This window comes from Calidifontibacillus oryziterrae (assembly GCF_000331575.1).
Classification (GTDB): Bacteria; Bacillota; Bacilli; order Bacillales; family Bacillaceae_J; genus Calidifontibacillus_A; species Calidifontibacillus_A oryziterrae.
This window is the reverse complement of the sequence record NZ_KB223527.1, coordinates 808,826-827,185: the sequence shown is the minus strand read 5'-3', so window position 1 is coordinate 827,185 and position 18,360 is coordinate 808,826. Positions and strand designations below refer to the sequence as shown.

Genomic DNA, 18,360 nt, shown 5'->3' with positions numbered 1-18,360 from the left:
AGGCTAGAACTGTAGAATAATAACTATTGTAAAGTCTAGAAAAATTCTTTTAGGTGAAATAAAGGATTTGCTAATCTCCTCATAGCTATAAAAGTTTCTTGAAATATTTATGGTAAATTTTCTTATTTTAATTGTCGAGCGAATTTATCACAATTTTCAAAACCTTGATAATTACGTAACAAAAATTTCGACAAAATTCTACAATCCCAACACAGTTTTATCATATGGAAATTGTTACATTATAAGTAAGGATAAGTTTTTATCCTAATAAATTTAGGGAGGGATGAGCAAGTGGAAATACTATTATTAAGTCGACTGCAGTTCGCAATCACAGTAATATATCACTTTTTATTTGTACCCCTCACAATAGGTTTAGTCATCTTAGTAGCTATAATGGAAACAAAATACGCCAAAACACTAGATCCGATGTATGATCGGATGGGAAGATTTTGGGGGAAATTATTTGCGATTAACTTCGTTCTTGGTATTGTGACCGGTATTACGATGGAATTTCAATTTGGTACGAACTGGTCGGAGTACTCAAAGTATATGGGGGACATTTTTGGTTCACCGCTAGCGATTGAAGCATTAGTAGCCTTCTTCCTAGAATCAACCTTTATTGGAATTTGGCTGTTCGGAAAGGATCGGCTTTCTCCGAAAATGCGCGCCTTTGCAATTTGGATGGTAGCGCTAGGCACAAACATTTCAGCTGTTTGGATTATTACTGCGAACGGGTTTATGCAAAATCCAGTAGGCTATGTTTTAAGAAATGGCCGCGTCGAGTTAGAAAACTTTGGAGCAGTATTAACCAATCCGTATGTATGGCATATGTTTTTCCACACAGTAATTGCTTGTTATATTGTCGGTTCGTTTTTTGTCATGGGAATTAGTGCGTATCATCTATTACGGAAAAATGAAGTTGATTTCTTTAAAAAGTCATTTAAATATGGGTTGATTATGGCATTAGTTGCAACAACATTAACACCGTTTATCGGTCATAAAAACGGTACTTACGTAACAAGTGTTCAACCAGCGAAAGGTGCAGCAATGGAGGCTATTTGGGAAACAGAACAAGGAGCACCAAGTATTAACCAATCCGTATGTATGGCATATGTTTTTCCACACAGTAATTGCTTGTTATATTGTCGGTTCGTTTTTTGTCATGGGAATTAGTGCGTATCATCTATTACGGAAAAATGAAGTTGATTTCTTTAAAAAGTCATTTAAATATGGGTTGATTATGGCATTAGTTGCAACAACATTAACACCGTTTATCGGTCATAAAAACGGTACTTACGTAACAAGTGTTCAACCAGCGAAAGGTGCAGCGATGGAGGCTGTTTGGGAAACAGAACAAGGAGCACCATTTCATATTTTGCAAATTCCAGACCCTGATAATGAGCGGAACTTAGTTGAAGCAATTTCAATACCAAAGCTAGGAAGCTTTTTCTATACAAATAGCTTTAACGGTGAGATTACAGGTTTGAAGGATATACCTGCAGATGAACGACCACCCGTTAATCTTGTATTTTATAGTTTCCGAATTATGGTTATTTTAGGATTATTATTTTTAGCAATTGCTTGGTATGGTTTTTATTTAGATCGTAAAGATAAATTAATAGATTCACCAAAGTATTTAAAAACAACGTTATATTCAATTCTTCTTCCATATGTAGCTATCAATTTAGGTTGGGTCGTTGCTGAGGTAGGACGTCAGCCATGGGCAGTGTACGGATTAATGAAAACAGCAGAAGGGGTTTCGCCAATTTCTTTATCACAAATTATCTTTTCTTTAAGTGGACTTGTAATATTTTATACGATCTTGATTATTGCGGATGTATATTTGCTTATTAAATATTCAAAAAAAGGCCCCGATGCCTTAGAAGGTGTTACCGAAGGAGGAATGAAACATGTCTCATGATATGTTAGCTATTATCTGGTTCGGTTTATGGGGATTACTTTGGGCTGTTTATTTTGTCTTAGACGGATATACGTTAGGGACTGGTATGTTATTTCCATTCATATCTGAAAACAAACAGGAAAGAAACCAACTTCAAGAAGCAATTGGTCCTTTTTGGGGTGGAAATGAGGTGTGGTTAATTACAGCTGGTGGTGCAACGTTTGCCGCCTTTCCATTAACGTATGCGAATATGTTTAGTTTCTTGTACACGCCATTAATGTTCATCCTGTTTGCGTTGTTTTTTAGGGCAGTTGGATTGGAATTTATGCATAAGGATGATTCTGAAAAGTGGCAAAAGATGTGGAAGTGGGCATTTTTTGTCGCAAGTGGATTGATAGCGTTACTATTCGGAGTTGCTTTTGCCAACCTTTTTGATGGCTTACTAATTAGTGAAGTAGGCTATGAAGGAAACTTATTGAGTTTGTTACATCCATATGGCTTATTAGGTGGAATCTTGTTTGTCGTTATATTCTTGCTATCTGGATCATTATGGGTGCAACTGAAAACAAGTGGAGTTGTTGCCGATAGAGCTGCTGCACTGGCAAAACCATTCGTAATTGTAACAGCAGCAATTGTTGCCATTTTTCTAGTAGCGACAGGTAATCGTACACCAATATTTGAAAATTATGCAGCTATGCCTGTTTTATGGATTGTTCCAGCGCTCGCGATGGTTGCCAGTTTAGGTGCCATATGGTTTGTCATAAAGGAGCGTATAGGATTAGCGTTTACGGCTGTATGTGTAACAATATTTACGCTGATGGCAACAGGCTTTATTGGAATGTTCCCGAATATGCTGCCTTCCAAAATTGATCCAGCGTATAGTACAAATCTGTTTGATGCTGCAGGTAGTCAGCTGAACTTAACGATTATGTTAATTGTTGCCCTTATATGTGTACCAATTGTAATCGGATATCAATTATGGAGCTACCGGGTCTTTAAAGATAAAATTACAAAGGAAACAGCAAAAGGATACCAATAAAAGTGACTAAATATTATTAAGGATCTTTAGTTATATAGAAATAAATATATAGTCATGAGGAATCTCTAAAATCCTCATGACTATTTTTTATTCTATCTTCAAATCTCCGTTTATTTCTCTTTCTAACCACTACTTTTTCAAAATATACGGAATTCCTAAGATTAAGCAACTACAACTGCCGAAAATACAACAATGAACAATTAACTTAGCGTATTTGATAATACAACTTGGACAAAAAGTTGTAACAGAAATTTCGACAAAGCAACACAGTTTAAACACGATTTAAACAAGTATTGGATATTAAATAATAATTAGTTTAATTAATTAAACATTATGAACTAATGGAGGTATTTATTTAATGGATGAGGTTTTATTACTAAGTCGTTTGCAGTTTGGAATTACAGTAATTTATCATTTCTTGTTTGTACCTTTAACTATTGGATTAGTAATTCTAGTAGCAATGATGCAAACGAAATATGCAACAACATTAGATCCAATGTATGATCGGATGGCAAGATTTTGGGGAAAATTATTTTCAATAAACTTTGTTCTCGGTATTGTGACTGGTATTACAATGGAATTTCAATTTGGTACGAACTGGTCGGAGTACTCAAAGTATATGGGGGACATTTTTGGTTCGCCCCTAGCGATTGAAGCATTAGTAGCGTTCTTCCTAGAATCAACCTTTATTGGAATTTGGCTGTTCGGAAAGGATCGGCTTTCTCCGAAAATGCGCGCCTTTGCAATTTGGATGGTAGCGCTAGGCACAAACATTTCAGCTGTTTGGATTATTACTGCGAACGGGTTTATGCAAAATCCGGTAGGCTATGTTTTAAGAAATGGCCGCGTCGAGTTAGAAAACTTTGGTGCAGTATTAACCAATCCATATGTATGGCATATGTTTTTCCACACAGTAATTGCTTGTTATATCGTCGGTGCGTTTTTTGTCATGGGAATTAGTGCATATCATTTATTACGAAAAAATGAAGTGGATTTCTTCAAAAAGTCATTTAAATATGGGTTGATTATGGCATTAGTTGCAACAACGTTGACACCGTTTATCGGTCATAAAAACGGTACGTACGTCGCAAGTGTCCAACCAGCGAAAGGTGCAGCAATGGAGGCTATTTGGGAAACAGAACAAGGAGCACCATTTCATATTTTGCAAATTCCGGATCCTGCCAATGAGCGCAATGCCGTTGAAGCTATATCGATACCAAAGCTAGGAAGCTTTTTCTATACAAATAGCTTTAACGGTGAGATTACAGGTTTGAAGGATATACCTGCAGATGAACGACCACCCGTTAACCTAGTGTTTTATAGCTTCCGAATAATGGTTGCACTAGGCTTACTATTTTTAGCGATTGCCTGGTACGGCTACTACTTATATAGAAAGGATAGACTATTAGATTCACCAAGATATTTAAAAACAACGTTATATTCAATTCTTCTTCCATATGTAGCTATCAATTTAGGCTGGATCGTTGCCGAGGTAGGCCGTCAACCGTGGGTTGTATACGGATTAATGAAAACAGCAGAAGGAGTTTCACCAATCTCTTTATCACAAATTATTTTCTCTTTAAGTGGTCTAGTTGTATTTTATACGATCTTAATTATTGCAGATGTATATTTACTTGTTAAATATGCAAAAAAAGGTCCCGAGGTTTTAGATGCAGCAACTGTAGGAGGAATGAAACATGTCTCATGATATGCTAGCAATCATCTGGTTTGGTTTATGGGGATTACTTTGGGCGGTTTATTTTGTTTTAGATGGTTATGCGTTAGGTACAGGGATGTTATTTCCATTTTTGACTAAAAACAAACTGGAAAGAAATCAACTTCAAGAAGCAATTGGCCCTTTTTGGGGTGGGAATGAGGTATGGTTAATTACGGCTGGTGGTGCAACGTTTGCCGCCTTTCCATTAACGTATGCTAATATGTTTAGTTTCTTGTATACGCCTTTAATGTTGATCCTGTTTGCATTATTTTTTAGGGCAGCTGGATTGGAATTTATGCATAAGGATGATTCTGAAAAGTGGCAAACAATGTGGAAGTGGGCGTTCTTTGTCGCAAGTGGATTAATAGCATTACTATTTGGAGTCGCTTTCGCTAATCTTTTTGATGGCTTACTAATTGGTGAAGGAGGCTATGAAGGAACCTTGTTGAGTTTGTTACATCCATATGGTTTATTAGGTGGAATCTTGTTTGTCGTTATGTTCTTGCTATCGGGCTCATTATGGGTACAGCTAAAGACTATAGGTGAAGTAGCTGAAAGAGCGATGAAGTTAACAAAATCTTTTGCAATGATAACTGCTGCAGTTGTGGCCATTTTTCTAGTAGCAACAGCAAATCGAACACCGATATTTGAAAACTATACAGCCATACCAGTTTTATGGATTGTTCCTGCACTCGCAATGGTTGCAAGCTTAGGAGTCATTTGGTTTGTCTTAAAGGAGCGCATAGGATTAGCGTTTACGGCTGTATGTGTAACAATATTTTCACTGATGGCAACAGGCTTTATTGGAATGTTCCCGAATATGCTGCCTTCCAAAATTGACCCAGCTTTTAGTACAAACTTATTTGATGCCGCAGGTAGTCAGCTGAACTTAACAATTATGCTTATTGTCGCCCTTATATGTGTACCAATTGTAATTGGATATCAATTATGGAGCTACCGCGTCTTTAAGGAAAAAATATTGAAGGAAACGGCAAAAGGATATCAATAATAGAATATTAATAAAAATATACGTATTTATTCTGACTATTACTTTGCATCAGTGGGGCAGCTAACTCCATCTGATGCTTTTTTTATAAAAAGTTTACAAAATTGTCACATTAATTTAAAGAAATATTTGGTAATGTTTAAATGTATACCTATTGGAAATCATAAATAGGACTATAAAAAAAGGGGATGATTCTATGGCTCAACTTACAGATGTATTAAACAAACAGATTGCAAATTGGAGCGTACTTTATGTAAAGCTTCATAATTATCATTGGTATGTAAAAGGTGGACATTTCTTTACTCTACACACAAAATTTGAAGAGTTTTATGACGAAGCAAATTTACATATCGATGAGTTAGCTGAACGCCTATTAACAATAGGTGGACAACCAGTTGCAACAATGAAGGGTTGTTTAGAAATGTCCTCAATTGAAGAAGCAACAGGAGAAGAAACAGCAGAACAAATGGTACAAACACTAATAAAGGATTTCTCAAATGTAGTTGCTGAATTAAAAGAAGGAATGGCGTTAGCAGAAGAACAAGATGATGAAATTACTGGGGATATGTTGCTAGCTATTCATGGTAGTCTTGAAAAGCATGTTTGGATGTTAAAAGCATTTTTAGGTAAAGCAGTGGAGTAGGTTTTTATAGCGAAGTAGGGTAAAGTCCAATCTTGGGCTTTACCCTTTGTTTTTTGGGGAACAATAACCCGGAAGGAAGATTCCCCCGGGTCATTGTTAAATGATTATTGTTTTATATTCCTTGTGGTTCAAATGTTTTGCAGTCAGTTTCAGTTGAATTTGTGGCTTGCTCACCTTTATTACTTACGACATAGATGGATTCAGCTGCACACTTGTTACCTTTTGCCCAGTACGTACAATTGCTTACTTCACATAATACGTCTTGTGCCATTTACAATCATCTCCTTCTTAATGTTGGTATCGTATTACAGTACTATAATAACCAACGCTTTCTGGAGATATACTTATGCAAAAAATACCTATTATTACTTATTATGAATGATTATCATTATCAATATACGTATTAATTTTTAAATTTTATAAATGTGAATTTAAAAAGGACCAAATTCGGTCCTTTTATAGGCTATTTCATTGCTTGATCTAACGTTTCAATGTTTTTTCTCATTAAAGAAAAATAATCATCCTTCCTTTTGATGTCTTCATCAGTTAAAATTGCAAGATTATGAAGATATAACGCCTCAGCTTTTAGTTCGTTTTTTACAATTTCAGTTATTTTTGTTGTAATGTTTTTTTCAAAAATCACATATTTAATATTATTTTCCTTTGCTGTTTGAATAATATCCTCCAGTTGTTTTTGAGACGGTTCATTTGTTGGTGAAAGTCCTGTGACAGCAATTTGCTTAATTCCGTAGTTATTCTCCCAATACCCATATGCAGCATGAGAAACAAGGATTTTTGGATCTTTCTTTTGGCCGACCATTACATGAAATTCATGATCCAATTTTTCTAATTGTTGCTTTAGGGATTGGAAATTAGATTCAAACTCATTTTTTGCTGCTGGTTTCAGTTCGACTAGCATATTTTTAATGTTCTCAGAAAGCTTTATTGAAAGAATTGGATCCATCCAGACATGGGGATCGAAATCATCGTGTGCGTGTTCGTGACTCTCATCTGCTTGATGGTCATCAATAATTTCACCGCCATCTTCTTTATGGGTGATATCATTCGGACGAGAATAATGTTCTTCATGATTGGTGTTGTTCTCTTCCTCGTGGTGATGTTCAATCATTTCAATTCCATCAGCAGCTTCGACTATTGCAACTTCTTCATTTTTCAGTGATTCTGAAATCTCAGCTGCATATTGTTCCATTGTCTGACTGCTATATATAAATGCATCTGCTTTAGCAATATCGATCATAGATTTTGTTGAAGGCTCAAAAGAGTGTGGATCTACACCAGGTGGAATGATACTCTTAACTTCAATATGATCACCACCAATTTTTTTCGTGAAGTCTTCTAAAGGATATAACGTTGTATAAATTTGTAATGTGTCATTTTCATTACTGTTTTCAGTTGACTGCATTCCTATATCAGAAGTTGAACAACCAAAGCCAACTAATAATACAAAAATTAATAACAATAAACCTTTTGTTTTTTCTAAAAAAATGCTCAATTTCATTCGAAAATTATCCCCCTTCTATATAACACCGATTATTATATCGTAATTATTACGTTTTGCAAACCGAAAAGATTCCGATTTGTAATCGATTTTTTAAAGTAAACAAAGTATTTTAATTGCTATGATACAAAAGCTTTAGCTAATTATTGTTTTTGTTTTCGAATAAGTACAGGCACGGACATTCTTGCCTTCGCATAAGATTAATTAGGCGAATACCTATATTGTTGGAGGTGAAGATGTGTCATCAATTATTGCTGCAATGAGTTATCTATTGAAAGAATTGTTTTTCCTAGTCTCTTATGTAAAGAACAATGCCTTCCCACAACCATTATCGGAAAAGGACGAGAAAAAATACCTAATATTAATGGAAAAAGGGGATATGGAAGCACGTAATCGCCTTATTGAACACAATCTCCGCCTTGTTGCACATATTGTCAAGAAATTTGAGAATACAGGAGAAGATGCAGAGGACTTAATATCAATCGGTACAATTGGATTAATTAAAGCGATAGAAAGTTATTCATACGGCAAAGGTACAAAGCTAGCAACTTATGCAGCAAGATGTATTGAGAATGAAATACTGATGCATCTCCGTGCTTTGAAAAAAACGAAGAAGGATGTTTCACTACATGACCCAATTGGTCAGGATAAAGAAGGTAATGAGATTAGCCTGATAGATATACTAAAATCTGAAAATGAGGACGTTGTTGACACGATTCAACTATTAATGGAGCTTGAAAAAATCAATGATTATATTCACATATTAGATGATCGCGAAAAGGAGGTTATTGTCGGGAGATTTGGTCTCGATATGAAGCAGGAGAAAACTCAACGTGAAATTGCCAAAGAACTAGGGATATCAAGAAGTTATGTGTCAAGAATTGAAAAGAGAGCGCTGATGAAGCTTTTTCATGAATTTTTTCGAAATGAGCGGAAGAAAAGAGGAAAGTAAAGCCCAGCATTATGCTGGGCATATTTTATACAAAAAGTATATCGAAAAAAATTTGACATCCTTATGACAAAAGTGTTACAGCTTCGGAAACGTGATGAAAATCACATATATCCGATACCCCTAGTTGTAAGATGAAAGTAATATTTTAATAAATCCAAATTTGGGGGATTTATCATGCAAAATAAACAGCAAAAGTTGAAGAAAAAAAGAGTCAAAAAATGGTCGATTGCACGTCATATTGTCCAAGGATTCATTCTTTTATGGTTTTTGTCACCCTTGGTATTAGTCGAGGTAGAGGGTGAAAATTTTTTTTATGGGACTTTAGCTTCCTCGGAAATTTTCGGAATTCCGCTCACTGATCCGTTTGCTGCATTACAAGTTACTTTAGCTTCCAAGCAGATTCAATGGGGTTTTCTTGGTGGGGCCTTAATTATATTTGCTTTTTATGCATTAATAAAAGGACGAGTATTTTGTAGCTGGGTTTGTCCTATAAATACATTATTAGAGATGACTGATAAAATCCGCAATTATATTCCGTTGCCTGATAAGCCAATGGACAGGCATACCAAGATATATATAGCGATTATTACCTTAATTCTTTCATTTTTAATTGGAATTCCTGTTTTTGAAATCATTTCACCGATTGGAAATACAATGAGAAGCCTTGTACTAACAACAACGATCGGGTTACTGATAGTTTTGGCTATAGTATTATATGATTTAGTTGTGAGTAGGCGGGGATGGTGTCGTTATCTTTGTCCGCTAGGTGGAATGTATCAATCCATTGGCAAACTGGGCTTGTTCAGAGTGAAATTTGACCATAATCTTTGTTTAGGGTGTGACCAATGCCGTTCAGTTTGTTTATCTGACCCTGAAATTTTAGAGCCTGGAATTAATCGCATAACAACGTATGTAAACGATGCGGACTGTAACTTATGTGGTAAATGCGTTGATAATTGTCCAGTAGAAGCACTTTCGATTACATTAAAAAAACATGATCCAATTCGTGTAAGCTCATTTCAACAACTTAGGAAAAAATATTTTGAAGCATAGAAAGGTTCAAAAAAGCTCAAAACAAATTTGTTTTGAGCTTTACTTGTTCTTTGATGAAGTGTTGCTTGAGTCTTTATTTTGAACATTGTATGATTAAAATAATTTGAACTTCGATAAAATTAGTTTATAAGTGATAACATAAATTAGTATGGAGGATCTAGTGTGATAAAGTTTTTCTATCGTTTATTAATTGACTTAACAAATAATATTTTTATTTCAAAACTAATTAAATTGTTTGCTACTTCAAAAGTGAGTCGTTCATTAATTCCTTCTTTTATCAAAGCTTTTAATATTGATGAAACGGAAGCGGCAAATCCAAGAGATCAATATAATAGTTTACACGATTTTTTCATTCGTACACTAAAAAGTGATGCACGTCCAATTAATTTCGAACCTAATAGTGTCATCAGTCCTGTGGATGCCTTAGTTGAGGATATAGGAATAATTAACCAACAAAAAGATATTGTTGTTAAAGGACAAATATTCTCGATAAAAGAAATGCTAGGAAACGATGAAAAATTTATAAAATATGAAAATGGAATTTATATGATTTTATATTTAAGTCCGAAAGATTATCACCGAATTCATAGTCCAATATCAGGTACAATTCGGTCTCAATGGGAGGTTGGGGGGAAATCATATCCGGTAAATTCATGGGGATTGAAGTACGGACGAGCCCCACTGTCAAAAAATTATCGAATGATATCTGAAGTCGAACAGGATAATAGATTTATAGCTATTGCAAAGGTTGGTGCATTATTTATCAATAGCATTACCCTAACCCATCCAAATGATATCCTACAAAAAGGTGATGAAATCGGATATTTTTCCTTTGGTTCTACAGTTGTATTACTATTTGAAAAGGACTGCTTTTTACCGCTAAAAGAACTGAAGGGAGAAAGAGTTAAAATGGGACAAAGGATAGGAGTTTTCCTTCAAAAATAGGTCATATGTTGATAAATTATAATCATATTGTTATTTGAAAATTTAGGTAAGGAGGGTATAAATAATGAAAAACGTCCTTGTAAATAAGATCGCCCAATTAGTAGCAACTGAGAATCAACTGCGAAGCTATTGGAAAAAGCTCGGGGAAGACGTAAGCTTTGAATCGTTAACAAATGAGCAACTTATGGAGCTTGGGAAGAAACTAATTGCTGAAGCGTCACACCATGAGTTAGAATCACATCTTATTGATCGAGGGTGGCGAACGAAGGATGAAATCGATGGAAAAATGATTGCTGAGGATAATAGCGACCCTAGTGTTCATATTGAGTTAATAGATACAAATCAACAAGGTATTCCATCAAAAATTATTATTGATCGTTTGCTTGAATTTAAATGTAAGAGCTGTCAATTCGAATTTCTAGTTCAAGATTTGGATGTTAAGCAACAAGCACTTAAATGCCCACTAGATGGAGGAGAAGTTGAACTTTTGCAAAGTCAACTGAAGAAAATATATAAAGAAAAATAAAAGGGGTTGATAAGGTGGAGCATTCGGTAGTACAGGAAGTTTCTAATTTCCAAATATATATGGCGGTTATTATTTTCTTAGTTACATATGCATTCATTATCTCTGAAAAAATAAATCGCGCTGTCATTGCACTATTAGGTGCATTTTTAATGATCGCTTTTAAAATTGTCGATTTAGAAGCCGCATTTACACATCATATCGAATGGGGAACAATCACTTTATTAGTAGGTATGATGATTTTAGTAGGGATAACTAGTAAAACTGGTGTATTCCAGTTTGTCGCTTTAAAATCAGCGAAGGTAGCTAAAGGAGATCCAATTAAAATACTAATCATTTTATCATTACTAACAGCTGTAGCATCAGCTTTTCTTGATAACGTGACAACGGTGTTATTAATAGTTCCTGTTACATTCTCAATTACTAGACTTTTAGGGGTAAATCCTGTTCCGTTTTTAATTTCAGAAGTACTATTTTCTAATATTGGCGGAACGGCTACATTAATCGGTGATCCACCTAATATTATGATTGGAAACGCTATTAAGCATTTGACGTTCAACGAATTCTTAATTAATTTAACCCCAGTTGTACTTATCATTATTGGAGTCACATTAGTAATTATTTACTTTATTTATCGCAAGCAGCTACAAGTAACAGAAGAACAAAAAGCAAAACTTATGCAGTTAAATGAGAAAGAATATATTAAAGACCAAGTTCTTTTGAAAAAATCATTGATTGTTCTTGGATGTACCATTTTGGGGTTTGTTCTTCATTCAGTGCTTCATTTAGAGGCAGCTGTTGTTGCGCTTGGTGGCGCAACCGTTTTAATGCTAATTGGTGTGAAGGAACATGACTTAGAGGAAGTCTTCCATAGTGTTGAATGGGTAACAATTTTCTTCTTTGCAGGTTTATTTACATTAGTAGGTGGTCTTGTTGACGTTGGTGTTATTAAAAGCTTAGCACAACAAGCATTAGACTTAACTGGTGGAAATATTCCGACAGCGGCAATTTTAATATTGTGGGTATCCGGAATCGCATCAGCGACGATTGACAATATTCCGTTTGTTGCAACGATGATTCCGTTAATTCAAGATATGGCTACAGGTATGGGCTATTCAATCGATGCTCCAGAGATTAATGCTTTATGGTGGTCGCTATCTTTAGGAGCTTGTCTTGGGGGGAACGGTACGTTGATTGGGGCATCTGCAAACGTAATTGTTGCAGGGATGGCTTCACGTGAAGGACATGGCTTCAGTTATTTACATTTCTTAAAAATCGGAGCACCGTTAACACTAGTAGCCTTGATTATTGCACATGTTTATGTGTATTTTAGATATCTTACAGCATTTATGTAATAAGAGAAAAAACATCCTGTTCCATTTGGGCAGGATGTTTCCATGTTCTTACGAAGTTTTTCTAATTTTATTATTTAAATGGCGACGATCAATTTCTGTTTGAATGAGTTGGATGAAATCTGGATTTAAGTTTAGTTCGATGGCCTTATAAAATGATTCAATCAGCAATTCGTCAGATAATGTTCTCATTTTTTAGCCAGGGGTGCTGGCCATTCACCTCCTAATAGAGAATTGTTTATTGTCATAATTTTACTTTTTATGCATATAATGTATATTTGTATCTTGTATTTATACATTACCATGATTTTTTTAATAGAACAACCGTTCTACATATCCACAGGTAGCAGTGGATAACTTGTGGGTATTATGTTTATAATGTGAATAATCCCTTCGAAATCAACTGTTAATAATGTGTATAAAGTTATCCACATATGTGAAATTTTTTACTTTCTTGTCGAAAAGTTTTTTCGGTTTTCACTATTTCGACAAATTTATATAAAATAGTGATTTATGTTTTGAAACTAGCAAATAGTTTAGCTATTATTAGTAGAGAACATGAAGTTGAAACATTTTATGGGGTGTTGGGATTGCTAAAATTATTTTTGCCAGATGAGCATGTGAAAGATATTTTTAAAATTAAAGCAGAAGAGCTAAAAAAAAGAGGAATAAAAGGGGTTATTACTGATTTAGATAACACCCTTGTGGAATGGGATCGCCCTGAGGCAACACCTGAGTTGAAAAAATGGTTTCAAGAAATGAAAGAACAAGGGATCATTATCACTATTGTTTCAAATAATAATCAGGAGCGTGTTAAACAATTTTCTGATCCTATAGGAGTTGATTATATATATGAGGCAAGAAAACCGATGGGACGAGCATTCCGTAAAGCTTTAAAGGATATGAAGCTAAAAAAAGAGGAAATTGTCGTAGTTGGTGATCAGCTTTTAACTGATGTATTGGGCGGGAATCGATCAGGTATGCATACTATCCTTGTTGTTCCAGTCGCGCAAACAGATGGCTTTTTTACAAGAATTAATCGAAAAATTGAAAGGTCTATCCTTAATTATATGAGAAAAAAAGGCATGATTTATTGGGAGGAATAGGTTTGGATAATGAAGTACAATATTGTTCCGGCTGTGGTGTCAAAATTCAAATTGAGAACAAGGCCGAAGTAGGTTATGCTCCTCCATCGGCATTAAAGAACGAAATCTTAATTTGTCAACGGTGTTTTCGGTTAAAGCATTATAATGAAATTCAAGATGTTTCCTTAACAGATGATGATTTCTTAAAAATCTTAAACAACATTGGCTATTCTACTTCTCTAGTAGTAAAAATTGTTGATATTTTTGATTTTAATGGCAGTTGGCTGCCAGGGTTACATCGTTTTATTGGCAAAAATAAAATCATTCTAGTTGGAAATAAGGTCGATTTATTACCTAAATCCGTAAAAAGATCTAAGCTTATACAATGGATGAAATATTCTGCAAAACAGTTAGGTCTTAAACCAGAGGAAGTATATTTAATAAGTGCTTCGAAGGGTGAAGGAGTAAAAGAGTTAGCTGAGCAAATTGATATGTATAGAGAAGGAAAAGATGTTTATGTTGTTGGTGCAACAAATGTAGGTAAATCATCTTTCATTAATCGGATTATAAAAGAATTTAGTGGCGAAGACAATGTAATCACAACATCACAGTTTCCAGGCACTACATTAGATCTGATTGGTGTACCTTTGGATGATGGAGCAACGTTATATGATACTCCTGGAATAATTAATCACCATCAAATGGCACATTTTGTTGATGAGAAAGGTCTCAAAATCATTTCTCCGAAAAAAGAAATTAAACCGAGGATTTTTCAATTGAATGAAGGTCAAACGTTGTTTTTTGGTGGACTAGCAAGATTTGACTATATAGCTGGTGGTAGAAAATCATTTACATGCTACGTATCAAATGAATTAAATATACATAGAACAAAGATAGAAAAGGCTGAGCAGCTTTATAAGGAGCATTTAGGTGAGCTGTTACAACCACCATTTGGAGAAAAAGCACAGGAATTGCCACCACTGCAAAAACAGGAATTTACCATCAAAGAAGCGAAAACAGATATTGTATTTCATGGATTAGGATGGATTACATGTAATGAACCTGGATCAAAAGTAATTGCGTATGCTCCGAATGGAGTAGGGGTCACAATAAGACAATCGTTAATCTGATCTCTATAATATTACTATGGACTATCAATAATGATACCTATCAGAATTAATGAATATTGAAAGTTGGGGGTAAAGTGGGGAAATTATTTGGATTAATCGGTCATCCAGTCGGGCATTCGATGTCGCCGTTTATGCATAATGACCAATTTGCGAATTTAGGCATTGATGGACATTATCATGCATTTGATGTTCATCCAAAAGACTTGGAAGCTGCCATTCAAGGGATTCGTGTTTTAGGAATATCAGGATTTAACATTACTATTCCACATAAAGTAAATGTCATCCAATATTTAGATGAGGTCGATGAGGAAGCGAAACAAATTGGCGCAGTCAACACTGTCGTTAATAAAAATGGTAAACTTATTGGCTATAACACTGATGGAAAAGGGTTTGTTGTATCACTTATGCAACTAGCTGGTGACTCCGTTTTACATAAAAAGATGTTATTGGTCGGAGCTGGTGGGGCCGCTAGAGGAATTTATATTACACTTGCGCGACTAGGAGTCCAGCACATTGATATTGCAAATAGAACAGTAGAAAAAGCAAACGAGCTAATTGCCTCCTGTTCTTTTCCGATAACATCCAATGCTTTATCTATTATTGAAGCAGAAAAAAATCTGTTCAATTATGAAATTATTATTAATACTACATCTGTTGGGATGAGCCCACAAACTGGGATGATTCCTATTGATTTAAAAAATATGAAAGCTGGAACAATACTTAGTGATATTATTTATAATCCAATTGAAACAAAATGGTTAAAGCTTGGTCGCAGTTTAGGTGGGGTCGTTCAAAATGGTGTTGGAATGTTTGTTGGCCAAGGTGCACTTGCTTTTGAGCTCTGGACAGGTCAAAAGCCTGATTTTAAAGGGATGGAGAAAATTGTGAGAACACAACTAGGAGGAAACTAAATGTTAACAGGAAAACAAAAACGGTTTTTGCGTGCAAAAGCACACCATTTAAACCCAATTTTTCAAGTTGGAAAGGGTGGGGTTAATGAGAATATGGTGAAACAAATTGGTGAAGCATTAGAGGCTCGCGAATTAATTAAAGTAAGCATCCTGCAAAATTGTGAAGATGATCGGGATGAAGTTGCAAGAGAAATATCATCTCGCTCAGGTGCAGAGCTTGTACAAATTATCGGGAATATTATCGTTATTTATAGAGAATCCTCTGAAAATAAACAAATTGAACTTCCGTGAGGTGATAATAGTGAAGGTTGGAATATTGGGTGGTACATTCGATCCTCCACACTATGGTCATTTAATTATAGCCCAGGAGGTTTTAACAGCCTTACAGCTTGATGAAATATGGTTTATGCCTACAAATGTACCACCGCACAAAGAAAACGCTAAAACTAAAGGTGAAGAACGCATTGAAATGGTAAAAAGAGCAATTGACGACAATCCTAATTTCTTTTTACAGACAATCGAATTTGAGCGTTCAGGTCCCTCTTATACATATGAAACAATCGGATTATTACAGAAAAGGTATCCTAAAGCTGAGTTCTATTTTATTATTGGCGCTGATATGGTAGAATATTTGCCAAATTGGCAGCATATTGAAGAACTTGTTAGACAAGTTCAATTTGTCGGAGTGAAACGTCCAAGTTTCAAAGTAAAGTCCAATTATCCGATAATTGAAGTAGAAGTCCCGCAATTTGAGATTTCTTCTTCGCAGCTTCGTGACCGCTTTAAAAATAAGCAAAATACGAAATATTTTTTACCGGATCTTGTGAAACAATATATTGAGGAGAAAAATTTATATGGAGCGAAGTAAGGCATTACAAATTGTCAAACAACAATTGACAAGTAAACGATATGAGCACACATTAGGTGTAATGGAGTCGGCTCTTAATTTAGCCCAAAAGTATCGAGTTGATACTAAAAAGGCTGAGCTAGCCGCAATATTTCACGATTACGCTAAGTTTCGTCCTGTAGAGGAGATGAAAGCTATTATTATCGATCAAAAAATGCCTGAAATGTTACTCGATTTTCATTCTGAATTGTGGCATGCTCCAGTTGGTGCATATTTAGTCAAAACCGAAGTAGGTATCACTGATGAAGAGGTGTTACAGGCGATTCGCTATCATACTACCGGAAACAAACAAATGAATACGCTTGATAAAATTATTTTTTTAGCTGATTATATTGAACCAGGAAGAAGCTTTCCGGGAGTTGAAGCTGTAAGAAATATAGCAGAACAAAGCTTAAATGCAGCTGTTGTTACCGCCTTAAAAAATACGATAAAATTTTTGTTAGATAAAAGTGAGCTAATTTATCCAGATACATTGGAAACATACAATTCGTTAATAAAAGTAGAAAAAGGAGGAATTACCTTTAATGACTGAACAGGATATTTTGTACATTGCCGCGAAAGCAGCTGATGATAAAAAGGCAGAAGATATTACTGTGTTAGATATGAGAGGGGTATCATTAGTCGCTGATTATTTTATTATTTGCCACGGGAATTCTGAAAAGCAAGTCCAAGCAATTGCCCGTGAGGTAAAGGAAAAGGCAAATGAAAGCGGATTAAATGTTAAGCGTTTAGAAGGGTTTGATGAGGCTCGTTGGATACTTATAGATTTAGAAGATGTGATCGTTCATATTTTTCATCGTGATGAAAGAATCTATTATAATTTAGAACGTCTCTGGGGAGATGCTCCTCGTGTAAATATTCATGAAAGACTTACCCAATAATATGACTGCTTATAGAAGCTTTGCTTTACTTTATGATGAGCTGATGAATGATGTCCCTTATAATAACTGGATTGATTATGTTGAGAAAATGATGAAAAAGTACGGAAATGGTGGAAATCGTTTTCTAGACATTGGTTGTGGAACAGGAGCAATTTCTATCCCTTTGGCAAAAAAGGGTTTTAACGTAACGGGAATTGATTTATCCGAGGATATGCTGGCAGTAGCGAATAGAAAGTCTGAACAATCTGGTGTAAGTGTTGCTTATTTTCTACAAGATATGCGGGAATTTGAAGGGTTCAAGCCATTTGATTGCATCGGAATTTTTTGCGATTCTTTAAATTATTTAGTAATAGAAGAGGATGTCAAACAAACATTCCAAAATGTCTTTCATTATCTCGTTCCTGGAGGTTTATTTTTATTTGATGTTCATTCTCTTTATAAGATTGAGGAATTGTTTATTGGTCAATCGTATTGTAGTAATGGTGACGACATTGCTTATATATGGAATTGCTTTGAAGGTGAAACACCCTATTCTGTCGAGCATGAACTGACATTTTTTGTAAAACAGAATAGGCTATATGAACGATTTGATGAACTTCATTATCAGCGGGCCTTTCCGATTAGCCAGTATAAACAATGGCTAGAAGTTATCGGTTTTAATGTTCTGGAAATAACGGCTGATTTTACTGAAAAAAGCCCATGGGAAACAGCAGAAAGGATTTTTTTTGTTGTTCGTAGACCTTAGAACAAAAAAGCCATAGAACAGATTTAGTACTAATCTAGTAATATTAATCAGA

General features: G+C 35.0%; 20 protein-coding genes and 2 pseudogenes. 19 read left to right on the top strand and 3 right to left on the bottom strand.

The window, feature by feature from the left end; translation table 11 throughout:
• Window positions 1-291: 291 nt before the first annotated feature.
• The 6 genes and pseudogenes from D612_RS18350 to D612_RS0112750 all read left to right on the top strand — a co-directional run.
• Window positions 292-1,075 (top strand): annotated as a pseudogene (locus tag D612_RS18350) (cytochrome ubiquinol oxidase subunit I); the annotation flags it as partial.
• Between the two features lie 9 nt (window positions 1,076-1,084).
• Window positions 1,085-1,921, top strand: a pseudogene (locus D612_RS18345) (cytochrome ubiquinol oxidase subunit I); the annotation flags it as partial.
• Window positions 1,911-2,939, top strand: coding sequence for a cytochrome d ubiquinol oxidase subunit II (gene cydB / locus D612_RS0112765; protein ID WP_017755875.1), 1,029 nt, complete (start codon window positions 1,911-1,913; stop codon window positions 2,937-2,939). The pseudogene D612_RS18345 and the gene cydB (D612_RS0112765), both read left to right, overlap by 11 nt.
• A 358-nt stretch (window positions 2,940-3,297) precedes the next feature.
• Window positions 3,298-4,647: a cytochrome ubiquinol oxidase subunit I gene (locus tag D612_RS0112760; RefSeq protein WP_017755874.1), complete on the top strand. Its 1,350-nt coding sequence runs from the start codon at window positions 3,298-3,300 to the stop codon at window positions 4,645-4,647.
• Entirely contained in the window at window positions 4,637-5,665 is a 1,029-nt protein-coding gene (cydB, locus tag D612_RS0112755; protein WP_017755873.1) for a cytochrome d ubiquinol oxidase subunit II, read from the top strand. The genes D612_RS0112760 and cydB (D612_RS0112755) overlap by 11 nt, the downstream gene beginning before the upstream one ends.
• Before the next feature lie 193 nt (window positions 5,666-5,858).
• Window positions 5,859-6,305, top strand: a complete 447-nt coding sequence (locus D612_RS0112750; protein WP_017755872.1) for a Dps family protein — start codon at window positions 5,859-5,861, stop codon at window positions 6,303-6,305.
• A 112-nt stretch (window positions 6,306-6,417) separates the two neighbouring features.
• On the opposite strand, the gene D612_RS19095 is transcribed toward D612_RS0112750, so the two are convergent.
• Window positions 6,418-6,576 (bottom strand): DUF1540 domain-containing protein, encoded by a 159-nt coding sequence (locus tag D612_RS19095; protein WP_017755871.1) that lies wholly within the window; start codon window positions 6,574-6,576, stop codon window positions 6,418-6,420.
• A 192-nt stretch (window positions 6,577-6,768) separates the two neighbouring features.
• On the bottom strand, window positions 6,769-7,824 hold the full coding sequence (locus tag D612_RS0112740; RefSeq protein WP_017755870.1) for a metal ABC transporter solute-binding protein, Zn/Mn family: 1,056 nt from the start codon (window positions 7,822-7,824) through the stop codon (window positions 6,769-6,771).
• 238 nt (window positions 7,825-8,062) lie between these two features.
• Between D612_RS0112740 and sigK the strand changes: the two genes are divergently transcribed.
• From sigK to D612_RS0112715, 5 genes are all read left to right on the top strand, one after another.
• The gene (gene sigK / locus D612_RS0112735; RefSeq protein ID WP_017755869.1) at window positions 8,063-8,776 is read left to right on the top strand and encodes an RNA polymerase sporulation sigma factor SigK; all 714 of its coding nucleotides are present in this window, start codon (window positions 8,063-8,065) and stop codon (window positions 8,774-8,776) included.
• A 174-nt stretch (window positions 8,777-8,950) separates the two neighbouring features.
• A complete protein-coding gene (locus D612_RS0112730) occupies window positions 8,951-9,829 on the top strand; it encodes a NapH/MauN family ferredoxin-type protein (RefSeq protein ID WP_017755868.1) in 879 nt (292 codons plus the stop codon).
• 162 nt (window positions 9,830-9,991) lie between these two features.
• Complete coding sequence (locus D612_RS0112725) at window positions 9,992-10,774, top strand: phosphatidylserine decarboxylase (RefSeq protein ID WP_017755867.1); 783 nt, start codon at window positions 9,992-9,994, stop codon at window positions 10,772-10,774.
• A gap of 64 nt (window positions 10,775-10,838) precedes the next feature.
• Window positions 10,839-11,300 (top strand): hypothetical protein, encoded by a 462-nt coding sequence (locus D612_RS0112720; protein WP_017755866.1) that lies wholly within the window; start codon window positions 10,839-10,841, stop codon window positions 11,298-11,300.
• A 59-nt stretch (window positions 11,301-11,359) separates the two neighbouring features.
• On the top strand, window positions 11,360-12,652 hold the full coding sequence (locus D612_RS0112715; protein ID WP_205619899.1) for an ArsB/NhaD family transporter: 1,293 nt from the start codon (window positions 11,360-11,362) through the stop codon (window positions 12,650-12,652).
• A gap of 48 nt (window positions 12,653-12,700) precedes the next feature.
• Here D612_RS0112715 and sda read toward each other — a convergent pair whose 3' ends face one another.
• Window positions 12,701-12,841: a sporulation histidine kinase inhibitor Sda gene (gene sda / locus D612_RS0112710; protein ID WP_017755864.1), complete on the bottom strand. Its 141-nt coding sequence runs from the start codon at window positions 12,839-12,841 to the stop codon at window positions 12,701-12,703.
• A gap of 392 nt (window positions 12,842-13,233) precedes the next feature.
• On the opposite strand from sda, the gene D612_RS0112705 reads away from it, so the two are divergent.
• The 8 genes from D612_RS0112705 to D612_RS0112670 all read left to right on the top strand — a co-directional run bounded on the left by D612_RS0112705 (window position 13,234) and on the right by D612_RS0112670 (window position 18,308).
• Window positions 13,234-13,755, top strand: a complete 522-nt coding sequence (locus D612_RS0112705) for a YqeG family HAD IIIA-type phosphatase (RefSeq protein ID WP_324603078.1) — start codon at window positions 13,234-13,236, stop codon at window positions 13,753-13,755.
• Window positions 13,756-13,757: 2 nt separating this feature from the next.
• On the top strand, window positions 13,758-14,864 hold the full coding sequence (gene yqeH, locus D612_RS0112700; RefSeq protein ID WP_017755862.1) for a ribosome biogenesis GTPase YqeH: 1,107 nt from the start codon (window positions 13,758-13,760) through the stop codon (window positions 14,862-14,864).
• A 74-nt stretch (window positions 14,865-14,938) separates the two neighbouring features.
• Window positions 14,939-15,775 (top strand): shikimate dehydrogenase, encoded by an 837-nt coding sequence (gene aroE / locus D612_RS0112695; RefSeq protein WP_017755861.1) that lies wholly within the window; start codon window positions 14,939-14,941, stop codon window positions 15,773-15,775.
• On the top strand, window positions 15,776-16,066 hold the full coding sequence (yhbY, locus tag D612_RS0112690; RefSeq protein ID WP_017755860.1) for a ribosome assembly RNA-binding protein YhbY: 291 nt from the start codon (window positions 15,776-15,778) through the stop codon (window positions 16,064-16,066).
• Window positions 16,067-16,073: 7 nt separating this feature from the next.
• Complete coding sequence (locus D612_RS0112685; RefSeq protein WP_026092498.1) at window positions 16,074-16,643, top strand: nicotinate-nucleotide adenylyltransferase; 570 nt, start codon at window positions 16,074-16,076, stop codon at window positions 16,641-16,643.
• Entirely contained in the window at window positions 16,630-17,214 is a 585-nt protein-coding gene (yqeK, locus tag D612_RS0112680) for a bis(5'-nucleosyl)-tetraphosphatase (symmetrical) YqeK (protein WP_017755858.1), read from the top strand. Before D612_RS0112685 ends, yqeK begins: the two co-directional genes overlap by 14 nt.
• Window positions 17,207-17,563 carry a ribosome silencing factor gene (gene rsfS / locus D612_RS0112675; RefSeq protein ID WP_017755857.1) on the top strand — a complete coding sequence of 119 codons (357 nt, stop codon included), beginning with the start codon at window positions 17,207-17,209 and terminating at the stop codon, window positions 17,561-17,563. Before yqeK ends, rsfS begins: the two co-directional genes overlap by 8 nt.
• Entirely contained in the window at window positions 17,544-18,308 is a 765-nt protein-coding gene (locus tag D612_RS0112670) for a class I SAM-dependent DNA methyltransferase (RefSeq protein WP_017755856.1), read from the top strand. The genes rsfS and D612_RS0112670 overlap by 20 nt, the downstream gene beginning before the upstream one ends.
• The last annotated feature ends 52 nt before the right edge of the window (window positions 18,309-18,360 follow it).